Genomic DNA, 11,948 nt, shown 5'->3' on the forward strand with positions numbered 1-11,948 from the left:
GGATGGCATGCGGGAGGGGGCTTGCATTCGTCACATCAAGATATATCTTAGACGCATCTAAAGGAGATATGACAGATGCGATTCGGATTTGGATTCCATGAAGGGCATGGCCGCCGCGGACGTGGTGGGCATTTCGGCCCGGGATTTGAAGGCGGCCGGGAGTTCGGCCATGAATTCGGCCGGCACGGCGGGCCGCGCGGCTTCCGGGGCGGGCGCTTCGCCATGGCCTGGGGCCTGGAAGGCGAGGAAGGCGGCGGCCGCCGGCGCCGCGTGTTCGACGGCGGCGAACTGAGGCTCGTGCTGCTGAAGCTGATCGGGGACCAGCCGCGCCACGGCTACGACCTCATCCGCGCGATCGAGGAACTGACCGGCGGCGCCTATGCACCGAGCCCCGGCGTGGTCTACCCCACGGTGACCCTGCTGCAGGACATGGACCTGATCGCCGAGGCGGAAGCCGAGGGCAACCGCAAGGCCTTCGCCATCACCGAAGCCGGCACGGCCCATCTGGCCGAGCGGCAGGCCGAGGTGGAGGCACTGTTCGCACGGCTGGCCGGGCTGGCCGAGGAACGCGGGCGGCCCGACGTGATGGCGGTGCGCCGCGCGATGCACAACCTGCATGTCGTGCTGCGGCACCGGCTTTCGCGGCCGGACGTGACCACCGAGACGATCCACGACGCCGTGGCGCTGATCGACGAGGTGGCCCGCAAGATCGAGCGGATGTGAAGACCTCTCGGCTCGATATCATGCGGCGGCGGCTGGGGATCGACCCGGCCGCCCCTACATATGCGCGATCCGCGGGCGCGCGTTGGGGCCGTATCGCCCCCACGCGCTTTCCCGCACGGACATGGGAAGGGAGTAGCCCGTTGACCAACCCGACGACGACCAGTGCCGCCGCCAGCGTGCCGACCAGCCATGGCAGCCGTTACCTGCAGCAGCTCTGCAAGCATTGGGCGCATAATCTGAAGGTGGAGTTCACCGCCGATCACGGCACGGTGACCTTCCCGAAGGACGCGCGCGGCGCCGATTTTCCGGGCGACGCCGTCGCCACCTTCGATGCGGCGGCGGATGCGCTGACGGTGCGGATCGATGCGAGCTCGCCCGAGCAGCTGGAGGCGCTGAAGGGCGCGGTGGCCCGCCACCTCGATCGCTTCGCCTTCCGCGAGGCGCCGCTGGCTTTCGATTGGCGGTAAGCCGATCCCCCGATCGGGGTAAAGACAAAGGCCGGGCCGCCTCCGTGGCGACCCGGCCTTTTCATGTCCTGGGGGATCAGCCCTCGCGTTCGAAGGCGACGCTGATCTTCAGCTCCACCTGGTCCGGCACCATCGGGATGCCGTAGCTGATCCCGAAATCGCTCCGGCGGATCTTGGTTTCGGCTTCGAAGCCGACCGTATCCTTCTTGTTCATCGGGCCGACGCCGGCGCCTTCGAACTCGGCATCGAGCACGACCTGCTTGGTCACGCCCTTGATGGTGAGATCGCCGGTGATCTTCGCATCGTTGCCGTCGACGGTGATGCTCGTCGATTTGAAGGTGGCGGTGGGGAATTTGGCGGCATCGAAGAAATCGGGGCCGAGCAGATGCTTGGTGAGGCCATCGCTGTTCGTGGCGACCTTGGCGATCGGAATCTCGATCGCGACGCTGGCGGCGGCAGGATTGGCGGGATCAAGCTTCAGCGTGCCGGTGGCGCTGCCGAACAGGCCGAAATAATCGTTGAAGCCGAGGTGGTTCACCTCGAACAGCACCTGGGTGTGGGCGCTGTCGACGGTGTAGGTTCCGGCCTTCACCCGCGACGGATCCTTGGCGCCCGGCGCGGTGGTGGGCATCTGGGCGATGACGGGGATGGCGACGGCGGACGTGACGGCAAGCGCCGCGGCGATCATGATCTTGCGCATTTCAGGCTCCGGTCGTTGAAAAGCCGCGCGAGGCTGACGGTGCGGCGCGCGACTGTCAAACCATCATTAGTGAAACGAAATGTTTCCGGAATGAGCGTGGAAAGGCAGGAGCGGCGGCGGCCGGAACGGAGCATGCCGGGGCCGCAGCGGGGTTCGCCGGCCGGCGGATCAACGGGGGGAGCGATCCGGCCGGCCGACGATGCTGGCAGATGCCCCGCGGGCGGGGCTCCTAGCGATCGGTGCCCTTCCTGTCGGCGATGGCGTTCAGCACCGCGCGCTTGGCCACTTCGACCACCGCTTCGGCGGCGTCGACGGCGGCATTGGCGTCATCCTCGCTCTTCTTCGGCTTGCCGTCGTCGATCGGGCTGTCCTTGTCCTTCTCCTCGGCTTCCTTGAAGGCTTTGTCCGTCTTTTCGGACAAGGCTTTGAGGCGCTTGATCGGTCCGAACATGCTCAGTGCTCCTGCGGGATCAGAACCGCGACCGGCGATGAGCATCCGCTGGCGCCGGACCGGAGTCAATCGACGGCCCGGCCCCCGTCAGGCGCGCGGGGACGCGGCGGGGCCGGCGGGCTGCGGTGGCAAAGGTGCGGGAACGAAATGATTTTAAGGCACGGGGCGCAAGCGGAAGGCCCCGCGCGGCGGCGGGGAAATCTTAGGAGGTAGCAGCGGCGAATTGGGGTAGCCGCCGGCCGCCGCCCGGAAAAGCGGCCGGGGCAGGGCCGTCAGAGCAGCTTTTCGATCGCGCCGCGCAGATCCTCGGGCTTGGTGGTGGGGGCGAAGCGATCGACGACATGGCCCTGGCGATCGACCAGGAACTTGGTGAAGTTCCACTTGATGCCTTCGGTGCCGAGCACGCCCTTCGCCTCATGCTTGAGATATTTATAGAGCGGGTGTGCGTTTTCGCCGTTGACGTCGATCTTGGCGAACATCGGGAACTTCACGTCATATTTCAGCGTGCAGAAATTGGCGATTTCGGCCGCGTCCCCCGGCTCCTGCGCGCCGAACTGGTTGCACGGAAAGCCCAGCACGGCGAGGCCGCGATCGGCATAGGCCTCGTGCAGCTTTTCCAGCCCTTCATATTGCGGGGTGAAGCCGCACTTGCTGGCGGTGTTCACGATCAGCAGCACCTTGCCGCGATAATCGGCGAGCGAGGCCTGAGCCCCGTCGATCGTTTCCGCCTGGAAATCATAGATGCCGGCCATGCGATTCGTCCCCTCCAATGTCTTTGCCGGAGGATGCCCGCATGGCGCGGCGTTGCAAGCGGCCAGAATTGGCCCGGACGCGGGCTTTCAGCGGCGCAGATCGGCGACGCGGGCGCGTTCCTCGGCGGGGATCAGCTCCTCCAGCACCGTCCAGAAGCCGGCGACGGCGCCCTGGCCCGCCTCGGCATAAGCGCGCGACAGGCGGGCGCGCAGCGCCTCGAACAGCTCGGCCTCCAGCGCCGCGCCGGCGGGCGTGAGGCGGAGCAGGCGCTGGCGGCGATCCTCCCGCCCCACGCGGCTTTCGATCATGCCGCGCTCGCTCAGCTCGTTGAGGACGCGGCCGAGCGACTGCTTGGTGATGCCCAGGATGCGAAGCAGGTCGCTGACGGTGAGATCGGGCTGGCGGGCGATGAAGTAGAGCGCCCGATGATGGGCGCGGCCCAGGCCCTGGCGGCCGAGCCCGGCCTCGATCTCGCGATAGAGATGGCTGTAGCCGAAATAGAGCAGCTCGACGCCACGGCGGATCTCGGATTCGCGCAGAAAGAGAGGGGATGCAGATTGGACAGCCATATTGCCCTATATAGCTATTTGCCCGCCACCCGCGCAACCGGCGAGCGGATTTCTTTGGCCATGGTCCGCGGATGAACCCGAAAAAGCCTGTATTTCATATAATTGTCACATAAGCCTTACGCCCTGTTTACCCTTCGGCGCCTATCCGGCGGCATCGGAACCGGAAATGGGGCGACGGGTGACGCGAGCGGGCGAGGACAGGGCGCGGGCGAGGGTGGATGCCGCCATGGCGGATTGGGAAGCCGCCGCGCATCCGGCGATCCGCATCGATGCCCCGCTGGCGGATGCGATCGACATATTCCGCGCGGCGCCGACCCTGCGGCTGCTGCCCGTGATCGACGGCGATGCCCGGCCGCTGGGCGCGATATTCGAGGCGGATCTGAAGCGCATATTGTTCAATCCGTTCGGCCATGCGCTGCTGAGCAATCCGGGGATCGGCATCGGCATGGCGCTGGCCAACCATGTGCGCCCTTGCCCCACCGCGCCGCATGACATGGCGGCGGGCGCGTTGCTGGATGCTTATGCCGCGAGCGGCGGGCGCGAGGGGCTGATCCTGACGCGCGAGGGCCGCTATGCCGGGGTGATGGCGAACGGCGCGCTGCTGCGGCTGGCCGCCCGGCGCGAGGCGGAACGCGCGGCGGGCGCGGCCGCGCGGCTGGCGGCGATGGATGCCGCGAGCGAGCGTTTCCGCAGCGAGGCGGCGGCACTGGCGGACGAGCTGAGCGCGCTTTCGACCACCGTGCTCCACGCCGCGAGCGGCATCGCCGAGCGCGCGACGCTGAACGGCGCGCGGGTGAGCGCGGTCGCGAGCGCGGCCTCGCAGGCGTCGGTCAACATGGCGGAGGTGGCGGCGCAGGGCCACGGGCTGGCCGGCGCGCTGGATCATGTGCGCGAGACGATGCGCGTGGCCAGGGCATCGACGGTGGATGCGGTGGCGATCGTGGCCGATGGCGGCGCACGGGCGGCGGGGCTTGCCGAAGCCGCCAACGAGATAGGCGGCGTGGTGACGCTGATCGAGACCATCGCCGGCAAGGTGAACCTGCTGGCGATCAACGCCACGATCGAGGCCGCGCGGGCCGGCGAGGCGGGGCGCGGCTTCGCGGTGGTGGCGCATGAGGTGAAATCGCTCGCCTCGCAGACCAAGGCGGCGGCGGCCGGCATCCACGGCCAGGTCGCCCATATCCGCCAGGCGATCGGCGCGGTGCATGCGGGACATGGGGATATCGAGACGATCGTGTCGCGGATCGACGCCTTTGCCGGGGCGATGGAGGAGGCCGTGGCCGAGCAAGGACGAGCCACCCACGCCATCGCCGCCAATGTGAGCGAGGCGGTGACCGCATCGGCCCACATCCATCAGAATGCCGAGGCGATCAACGAGGCGGCGATGGCGGCGGCGGCGAAGGCCCGCGACATGGAGGAGATGGCCGCCGTGCTGGCCGACCGGTCGGGCCGGCTGCGCGGCAAGGTGGGCGCGTTCCTGGAGGAGATACGCGCCGCCTGAAGCCAGGGACGAGGGACCGCTTGGGGCGCGTGCGCCTCAGGCTTTCTCCTTGCAAGTCGCGATAACCTTGTCCTCTTCCGGCTTGCCGCCCTTCGTGCCTTCGTAGAGCGTCGCCTCGAAGCCCTTGGTCCACCAGGTCAGCGTCTTGCCGGGCCCCCGGCCATCGTCGCTGGTGTAGCGGGCGCCCGAGGCGGAGCGCGCGATATCGAGATCGTAGACCTTGCCCTGGAAGCTGATCTTCACCTCGGCATCGTCGGGATCGCTATTGTCGTAATGCGCGATGATCGTGGTGGCCGGCACGCAGCTATAGATTACTTCGCGCAGCGCCGAGGCCGGAGCGGCGGCGTTTGCGTCCACCGCATTGGCATCGGCGGCATTTGCCGCATCCGCCATGGACGGCGCGGACGTGACCATATTGTCGACCGGCTCGATTTCCGTGGCGGTCGACTGGCTGGTGGGGGAAGGGCTGCCCGAATCGCCGCAGGCCGCCAGCAGGGCGAGCGCCGCGATCGGAGCAGTGCGGAGCAGATGGTGGGCCATCGCCTGATCCTCTTGCAATTTGCCGTGGCGGCAGGCTGCAAAAACCGGCGGCGGCTGTCGAGCCAATTCGATGGAAAAAGTGGAGCGATGGTGGGTCCGCCGGGACTCGAACCCGGGACCTCTCGATTAAAAGTCGCTTGCTCTACCGACTGAGCTACGGACCCGCACCGATCGTTGCGGCCTCCTAAGCGTGGGCGGGCAGGTGGTCAACCATGCTTGTCCCGCCCCGCTATCCGCGACGGCGGGGTTCAGGGAAGGCGGGCGTTGAGCAGGTGGACGAGCTGGGATTGCCGGCGCACGCCCGTCTTGGCGAAGATGGCGCGCAGGTGGCCGCGCACGGTGTTGTGGGTGACGCCGAGGCGATCGGCGGCGTCGATCAGCGAGACGCCGTTGGCGAGCGCGGCGGCGAGCTGGGCCTCGGCCGGCGTGAGCTGGAAAAGGTCGCGGATCGCCTCCGGGCTGGGGCCGGTGCGGCTGCCCGGTTCGGTGACGAACAGCGCCAGCGCCGCCGCGGCGCCGCCGCGCATGAAGGCCGGCCCGGCGACCGGCTGGGCGACGACGGCGAGATCCCGCTCGCCGGACGGCCGCTCGATCCTGAGGCGGAGCGGCGGGATGATGTGGGGATCGCTTTCGCTGTCGAGCGTGCGGAGCAGCGCATCCAGCGCCTTCTGGTCGTCGCGGCTGCCGACGATCAGGCGATCGCGCCCGCTGCCCGCGCCGGTGCGGGAAAGGCCGTCGTTGCGGGCCAGCAGCACATCGGCGCGCGCGTTCGTCCTCAGGATGCGGCCGCCATGATCGAGGATGATCGTGGCCACCGCCATCTGATCGATCGCGCCCTGGAACACGCCCTGTTCGGTGCCGATCGTCGCCAGCCGCTCATAGAGGCGGACGGCGGTGCGCAGATGGGGGACGAGCGCCTGGAAGGCATCGCGCTCCGTCCTGTCGAAATCCGGGCGGCTGCGATCGCGCGTGGCGCGGAAACGGGCTTCGAAGCCGGACGCGGCGCGCAGATCGACGCCGAGGATCTGGTTGCCGCCCACGGCATCCAGGAAGGCGCTGAGGAATTCGGCGCTGCGATCGGTTTCGGGATCGACGAACTCCGCGAAATGGACGACCTCGCCCTCCGGCAGGCCGATGAAGGGATCGGCGGTGAAGAAGGATTGATAGTCCTCCTCCACCTGGGGATTGGCGCCGGGCGTTACGGACATGCCCGGCGTGCTGGCGCCCGGCACGGTCAGCAGCAATGTGGCGAAGGAGCTGTTGAGATGATCGGCGAAGGCGCGCAGAAACCGTTCCCACGGCGTGGGATCGAGCAGGCTGCCATAAAGCGTTTCGAGTAGCGCGGACGGGAGCAGCGTTTCGGCCGCGTCGTCCATTTGGATGGGGTTGGGCATGATGGGCTGTTCTATCCTGTGGCGACACCACGGCAAGCGGCGTTTCACCCGTGCCCGCCCCATAGGCGGCGGGACGGCCGAAAACGACCGGAAATGAACGATCGAGAGGAGAGCGGAATGGCCCTGGACCCGATGACCCAGCAGATATTGGAGATGATGAAGCAGTCGCCGCTGTGCACGCCGCCCTTCACGGTGGCCAATGCGCGCGCCGGCGACGACCAGCCGATCCCGCTGCCCAGGGCCGACATCGCCGAGGTGCGCGACATCCGCCTGAGCCATGGCGGGCGCGCGGTGGCGGCACGGCTCTATCACCCCGAGCCGGGGCGGGTGCTGCCGGTGGTGGTCTTCTTCCACGGCGGCGGCTGGGTGCTGGGCAATCTGGAGACGCATGACCCGCTGGCCCGCGCCATCGCCGAGGCCGCGCATGTCGCGGTGGTTTCCGTCGATTATCCGCGCGCGCCGGAAGCACGCTTCCCCGAGCCGCTGGAGGCATGCTTCGCGGCCGTCGCCGCCGTGGCGGAGGGCCAGGTGGACGGCGTGGACGGCAGCCGGATCGCGCTGTGCGGCGACAGCGCCGGCGGCAATCTGGCGGCGGCCGTGGCCCTTTTGGCGCGCGACCGGGGCGTGGCGATCGCCCACCAGCTGCTGCTCTACCCGGTGATCGATACCGATTTCGGCAATGCTTCCTACACCGAATCGGGCGCGGACTTCTTCCTGACCGGGCCGATGATGCGCTGGTTCTGGGAGCAATATGTGGGCGAGGAGAATGTGGCGAACCCCGATCCGCTGGCGGCGCCCATCCGCGCCGCGAGCCTGAAGGGGCTGGCGCCCGCCACCATCATCACCGCCGAGCATGATCCGCTGCGCGACGAGGGCGAGGCCTATGCCGAGAAGCTGGAGGAAGCGGGCGTCGCGGTGACGCTGCGCCGCGCCGACGGCATGATCCACGGCTTCGTCAGCATGGTCGGCGTGCTGCCGGCGGCCGCCGAAGCCCTTGCCGTGGGAGCCGAGGGCCTGCGCCGGTCGCTGGCCGAAGCCGTGCCGGCCTGACGGAAGCGATTACGCAATAGCGACATCGATGTGATCCCACGGGCCATTTTGCGGATCGTTCGCCGGGTTTTGCGCGCGCATCCCGCTTGACAGGCCCGTGCGTGACGGGAAGGATCGGTCCCAAGAGCCGGGGCCGATCCCGGCCGGCATTTCATGGAGAGGGCATGGGCAGGCTTGAGGGCAAGGTGGCGATCGTCACCGGCGGATCGCAGGGCATGGGTGCTGCGACGGCGCGGCTTTTCGTGGAGCGCGGCGCCAAGGTGGTGATCGGCGACATCCTGGTCGAAAAGGGCGAGGCGCTGGCGAGCGAGCTGGGCGACGCGGCGGTGTTCGTGAAGCTGGACGTCCGCAACGAGGACGATTGGAAGGCCGCCGTGAAGGCCGCCACCGACAATTTCGGCAAGCTGACGACGCTGGTGAACAACGCCGCCGTCGTCCACTATACCGCCATCGAGCAGGTTTCCCCCGACGATATCGATCGCGTGCTGGGGATCAACGTGAAGGGCGTGATCCTGGGCGTGAAGCATTGCGCCCCGGCGCTGACGGCAAGCGGCAATGCCTGCGTCGTCAACATCTCCTCGGTCGATGGCCTGCGCGGCTGCAACGGCCTGACCGTCTACACCGCGTCGAAATGGGCGGTGCGCGGGCTTTCCAAGAGCCTGGCCTATGAGCTTGGCCCGCGCGGCGTGCGCGTCAATTCCGTCCACCCCGGCGCGATCAACACCGAGATGGGCAATCCAAGCGGCAAGAGCGGCGGCGCCGAGAATGAGGGCATGGAACGGATGCCGCTGCAGCGCATCGCCGCGCCCGAGGAAGTGGCGCGCGTGACCGCCTTCGTCGTCAGCGACGAGGCGAGCTACGTCACCGGCGCCGAATATGCCGTGGATGGCGGCTGGTCCTCCGGCTATTTCCAGCCGGTGCTGCCGGGCGCGCCAGCGGGGCTGGGCGCGTGAGCGACGGCGAGCTGAAGGGCCAGGTCGCCATCGTCACCGGCGGCGGCCAGGGCGTGGGGCGGGGCATCGCCCTGTCGCTCGCCCGGCGCGGCGCGACGGTGGCGCTGGGCGGTCGCACGCTCGACAAGCTGGAAGCCGTGGCCGCCGAATGCGGCAACGGCGCCCGCGCCTTCGCCATCGACATCAAGGATGGCGCCGCGATCGAGGATATGGTCGCCAAGGTGGTGGATGCCTTCGGCGGCGTCGACATCCTCGTCAACAATGCCCAGGAAGTGCCGCTGGGCACCTTGCTGGATGTGACCGACGAACAGTTCCAGGCGGGCTTCGACAGCGGCCCCCTGGCGACGATGCGCTTCATGAAGGCTTGCCAGCCGCTGATGGCGAAGCGGGGCGGCGGGGTGATCATCAACCTCACCTCTTCCGCTACGGTGCGCTGGGACATGGCGGGATACGGCACCTATGCCGCCATCAAGCAGGGCATCCGTTCGCTGAGCCGCGCGGCGGCGGCGGAATGGGGACCGGACGGCATCCGCGTGCTGACGATCGCCCCCCATGCCGACAGCCCCGCGCTGAAGGGCTGGATCGAAAGCCGGCCCGAGGAGGCGGCCGCCTTCTTCAAGACCATCCCGCTGCGCCGCATCGGCCGTTGCGAGGAGGATATCGGCGAGGCGGTGGCGGCGCTGTGCGGGCCGAGCTTCCGCTATCTGACCGGGGCGACCATCCCGCTCGACGGCGGACAGGCCAATTTCGACTGAGGTGATGTGACCATGGCCGCCGACCCCTTCTCGCCCGTCCAGATCGGGCCGATCACGATCAAGAACCGCTTCATCCGTTCCGGCGCGAACGAGACGAAGAACAAGAATATGAACCCGACCAAGGCGTTGCTGGAATTCCACCGCGCCTATGCCGAGAATGAGGTGGCGCTGACGACGCTGGCCTATATCGCGGTGTCCAAGGACGGGCGGACGCTGCCGGGGCAGGGGACGCTGAGCGACGAGAGCGTGCCGCACTATCGCGCGATCACCGATGCGATCCACGCGGCGGGTGGCAAGGCTTCCGCCCAGATCACCCATGGCGGCAGCTTTTGCCAGATCAAGGATCTGTCCACCTCGCGCTGCATGTCGTCCTCCGGCGGGATCGACAAGATGGGCGTGATGATGGGCCGCCCCTTCCAGCGGGCAATGACGCGCGCCGACATGGACATGGTGCGCGACGAGTTCGCCACTGCCGCGCTGCGCGCCGAGCAGGCGGGGTTCGACGCGGTCGAGCTGCACATGGGCCACGGCTATCTGCTGAACCAGTATATCTCGCCGCTCAGCAACTTCCGCCGCGACGAATATGGGGGATCGGCTGAAAACCGCGTGCGCTTCCCCGCCGAGGTATTGGCGGCGGTGAAGGCCGCCGTGGGTGGCCGGCTGGCCGTGCTCGCCAAGATCAACCTGGTGGATGGCGTGCCCAAGGGCGCCACGATCCAGGATACCATCGTGACGGCGAAGGCGCTGGAGGCGGCGGGCGCCGACATGCTGGTGCTTTCCGCCGGCCGGAACATCGAATCCACCTGGAAGATGTTCGGCAGCCCGCTGCCTTATGACGAGATGGCCGGCATGCAGAAGAGCCTGCTGGCCAAGCTGCAATTCGCCATATTGAAGCGCAGCACGCCCAAGATGCCGCCCTTCCATGAGAATTACCTGATGGAGGATGCGCTGACGCTGAAGGCGGCGCTCGGCCCCGATCGCAAGGTGAAGCTCAGCTATCTGGGCGGCGTGCAATCGCTGACATCGGCCAGGGCGGCGCTGGACGAGGGCTTCGACGCCGTCGCCGTCGCCCGCGCGCTGATCCACGATTCGACGCTGGTGGCCCAATGGAAGGCCGGCACGCGCGACAAATCGGGCTGCACCGCATGCAATCGCTGCGTGGCGGTGATGTATGGCCCGTCGGGCACCTATTGCCCGGAAACCGGCAACGCCATCGATGCGGCGTTGAATCAGATATATGCGGGGGAGGAAACACGCCATGCTGCTTAAGGACAAGGTCGTCATCGTCAGCGGCGTCGGCCCCGGCATGGGCCAGGCGCTGGCCCGGATCGCCGCCGCCGAAGGCGCCAGGGTGGCGCTGGGCGCGCGGAGCAAGGACCTGATCGAGGAGGTCGCCGCCGACATCAAGGCCAAGGGCGGGCAGGCTATCGCGGTGCCGACCGACATTTCCAGCGCGGCCGCGTGCGAGGCGATGGCCCAGGCCACGATCGACGCCTTCGGCACGATCGATGGCCTCGTCAACACCGCCTATATCCACGGCGCCTGGCTGCCCGTGGACGAGGCGGACCCCGAGGATTACGCCCGCGTGTTCGATGTGAACTGCCTGGGCGCGATGCGCATGGCGCAGGCGGTGATCCCGACCTTCAAGGCCAAGCATGACGGCGCGATCATCAACGTTTCGACCATGTCGACGGTGAACCCGTTCACCGGCGAGGGCGGCTATGCCACCGGCAAGGGCGGCCTCAACGTGCTGAGCCGCCACATGGCCAACGACTTCGGCAAATATGGCGTGCGGGTGAACCATACCCGCATGGGCTGGATCGGCGGCAAGCCGGTCTATGACTATATCGACCGGGCCGTGGCCGCCGGCGGCGATCGCGACCAGATCACCGCCGAGATCACCGGCCGCATCCCGCTGGGCATCATCCCGCCCGAGGATGATTGCGCCAAGGCGGTGCTGTTCTTCCTTTCGGATTATGCCCGCGTCGTCACCGGCGCGGTGCTCGACGTCAACGGCGGCCAATATATGGCGCCTTGAGCGCAACAGGGCATCTTCGCGGGCTAGGCCGTCGCGGCTGCGGGGCGCACATGC

Annotated in this window: 14 protein-coding genes and 1 tRNA gene; 8 read left to right on the forward strand and 7 right to left on the reverse strand. The window is 68.0% G+C overall.

All coding sequences use genetic code 11. The features are described from left to right. Positions 1-75: 75 nt before the first annotated feature. Positions 76-723, forward strand: a complete 648-nt coding sequence (locus CV103_RS19260; RefSeq protein WP_015460313.1) for a PadR family transcriptional regulator — start codon at positions 76-78, stop codon at positions 721-723. Between the two features lie 140 nt (positions 724-863). Beyond that, positions 864-1,190 (forward strand): DUF2218 domain-containing protein, encoded by a 327-nt coding sequence (locus tag CV103_RS19265; protein WP_015460314.1) that lies wholly within the window; start codon positions 864-866, stop codon positions 1,188-1,190. A 76-nt stretch (positions 1,191-1,266) separates the two neighbouring features. Here CV103_RS19265 and CV103_RS19270 read toward each other — a convergent pair whose 3' ends face one another. From CV103_RS19270 to CV103_RS19285, 4 genes are all read right to left on the reverse strand, one after another. Next, positions 1,267-1,890: a YceI family protein gene (locus tag CV103_RS19270; RefSeq protein WP_107395833.1), complete on the reverse strand. Its 624-nt coding sequence runs from the start codon at positions 1,888-1,890 to the stop codon at positions 1,267-1,269. A 229-nt stretch (positions 1,891-2,119) separates the two neighbouring features. Continuing rightward, positions 2,120-2,341 carry a hypothetical protein gene (locus CV103_RS19275; RefSeq protein ID WP_015460316.1) on the reverse strand — a complete coding sequence of 74 codons (222 nt, stop codon included), beginning with the start codon at positions 2,339-2,341 and terminating at the stop codon, positions 2,120-2,122. 272 nt (positions 2,342-2,613) lie between these two features. Then, positions 2,614-3,093, reverse strand: a complete 480-nt coding sequence (locus CV103_RS19280; protein WP_107395834.1) for a glutathione peroxidase — start codon at positions 3,091-3,093, stop codon at positions 2,614-2,616. Positions 3,094-3,180: 87 nt separating this feature from the next. Further along, positions 3,181-3,663, reverse strand: a complete 483-nt coding sequence (locus CV103_RS19285) for a MarR family winged helix-turn-helix transcriptional regulator (protein ID WP_015460318.1) — start codon at positions 3,661-3,663, stop codon at positions 3,181-3,183. A 178-nt stretch (positions 3,664-3,841) separates the two neighbouring features. On the opposite strand from CV103_RS19285, the gene CV103_RS19290 reads away from it, so the two are divergent. Then, positions 3,842-5,164 carry a methyl-accepting chemotaxis protein gene (locus tag CV103_RS19290; protein WP_245896949.1) on the forward strand — a complete coding sequence of 441 codons (1,323 nt, stop codon included), beginning with the start codon at positions 3,842-3,844 and terminating at the stop codon, positions 5,162-5,164. A 36-nt stretch (positions 5,165-5,200) separates the two neighbouring features. On the opposite strand, the gene CV103_RS19295 is transcribed toward CV103_RS19290, so the two are convergent. From CV103_RS19295 to CV103_RS19305, 3 genes are all read right to left on the reverse strand, one after another. Then, positions 5,201-5,704 carry an MliC family protein gene (locus tag CV103_RS19295; RefSeq protein ID WP_146163454.1) on the reverse strand — a complete coding sequence of 168 codons (504 nt, stop codon included), beginning with the start codon at positions 5,702-5,704 and terminating at the stop codon, positions 5,201-5,203. 88 nt (positions 5,705-5,792) lie between these two features. Continuing rightward, positions 5,793-5,868 (reverse strand) — tRNA-Lys (locus CV103_RS19300). A gap of 84 nt (positions 5,869-5,952) precedes the next feature. Then, positions 5,953-7,098, reverse strand: a complete 1,146-nt coding sequence (locus CV103_RS19305) for a helix-turn-helix transcriptional regulator (protein WP_107395836.1) — start codon at positions 7,096-7,098, stop codon at positions 5,953-5,955. A gap of 117 nt (positions 7,099-7,215) precedes the next feature. On the opposite strand from CV103_RS19305, the gene CV103_RS19310 reads away from it, so the two are divergent. From CV103_RS19310 to CV103_RS19330, 5 genes are all read left to right on the forward strand, one after another. Next, positions 7,216-8,148 carry an alpha/beta hydrolase gene (locus CV103_RS19310; protein ID WP_107395837.1) on the forward strand — a complete coding sequence of 311 codons (933 nt, stop codon included), beginning with the start codon at positions 7,216-7,218 and terminating at the stop codon, positions 8,146-8,148. A 164-nt stretch (positions 8,149-8,312) separates the two neighbouring features. Continuing rightward, a complete protein-coding gene (locus CV103_RS19315; RefSeq protein ID WP_015460323.1) occupies positions 8,313-9,101 on the forward strand; it encodes an SDR family NAD(P)-dependent oxidoreductase in 789 nt (262 codons plus the stop codon). After that, positions 9,098-9,856, forward strand: a complete 759-nt coding sequence (locus CV103_RS19320) for an SDR family NAD(P)-dependent oxidoreductase (protein ID WP_070933726.1) — start codon at positions 9,098-9,100, stop codon at positions 9,854-9,856. Before CV103_RS19315 ends, CV103_RS19320 begins: the two co-directional genes overlap by 4 nt. Before the next feature lie 12 nt (positions 9,857-9,868). Further along, positions 9,869-11,125 carry an NADH:flavin oxidoreductase gene (locus tag CV103_RS19325; protein WP_107395838.1) on the forward strand — a complete coding sequence of 419 codons (1,257 nt, stop codon included), beginning with the start codon at positions 9,869-9,871 and terminating at the stop codon, positions 11,123-11,125. Beyond that, positions 11,115-11,894, forward strand: a complete 780-nt coding sequence (locus CV103_RS19330; RefSeq protein ID WP_015460326.1) for an SDR family oxidoreductase — start codon at positions 11,115-11,117, stop codon at positions 11,892-11,894. The genes CV103_RS19325 and CV103_RS19330 overlap by 11 nt, the downstream gene beginning before the upstream one ends. The last annotated feature ends 54 nt before the right edge of the window (positions 11,895-11,948 follow it).

The sequence above is a fragment of the Edaphosphingomonas fennica genome (assembly GCF_003034225.1).
Classification (GTDB): Bacteria; Pseudomonadota; Alphaproteobacteria; order Sphingomonadales; family Sphingomonadaceae; genus Sphingomonas_E; species Sphingomonas_E fennica.

Coding starts and splice junctions, on each gene's coding strand:
- CV103_RS19260 (WP_015460313.1), top strand. CDS start 76: ATGCGATTCGGATTTGGATTCCATGAAGGGCATGGCCGCCGCGGACGT.
- CV103_RS19270 (WP_107395833.1), bottom strand. CDS start 1,890: ATGCGCAAGATCATGATCGCCGCGGCGCTTGCCGTCACGTCCGCCGTC.
- CV103_RS19275 (WP_015460316.1), bottom strand. CDS start 2,341: ATGTTCGGACCGATCAAGCGCCTCAAAGCCTTGTCCGAAAAGACGGAC.
- CV103_RS19280 (WP_107395834.1), bottom strand. CDS start 3,093: ATGGCCGGCATCTATGATTTCCAGGCGGAAACGATCGACGGGGCTCAG.
- CV103_RS19285 (WP_015460318.1), bottom strand. CDS start 3,663: ATGGCTGTCCAATCTGCATCCCCTCTCTTTCTGCGCGAATCCGAGATC.
- CV103_RS19295 (WP_146163454.1), bottom strand. CDS start 5,704: ATGGCCCACCATCTGCTCCGCACTGCTCCGATCGCGGCGCTCGCCCTG.
- CV103_RS19305 (WP_107395836.1), bottom strand. CDS start 7,098: ATGCCCAACCCCATCCAAATGGACGACGCGGCCGAAACGCTGCTCCCG.
- CV103_RS19310 (WP_107395837.1), top strand. CDS start 7,216: ATGGCCCTGGACCCGATGACCCAGCAGATATTGGAGATGATGAAGCAG.
- CV103_RS19315 (WP_015460323.1), top strand. CDS start 8,313: ATGGGCAGGCTTGAGGGCAAGGTGGCGATCGTCACCGGCGGATCGCAG.
- CV103_RS19325 (WP_107395838.1), top strand. CDS start 9,869: ATGGCCGCCGACCCCTTCTCGCCCGTCCAGATCGGGCCGATCACGATC.
- CV103_RS19330 (WP_015460326.1), top strand. CDS start 11,115: ATGCTGCTTAAGGACAAGGTCGTCATCGTCAGCGGCGTCGGCCCCGGC.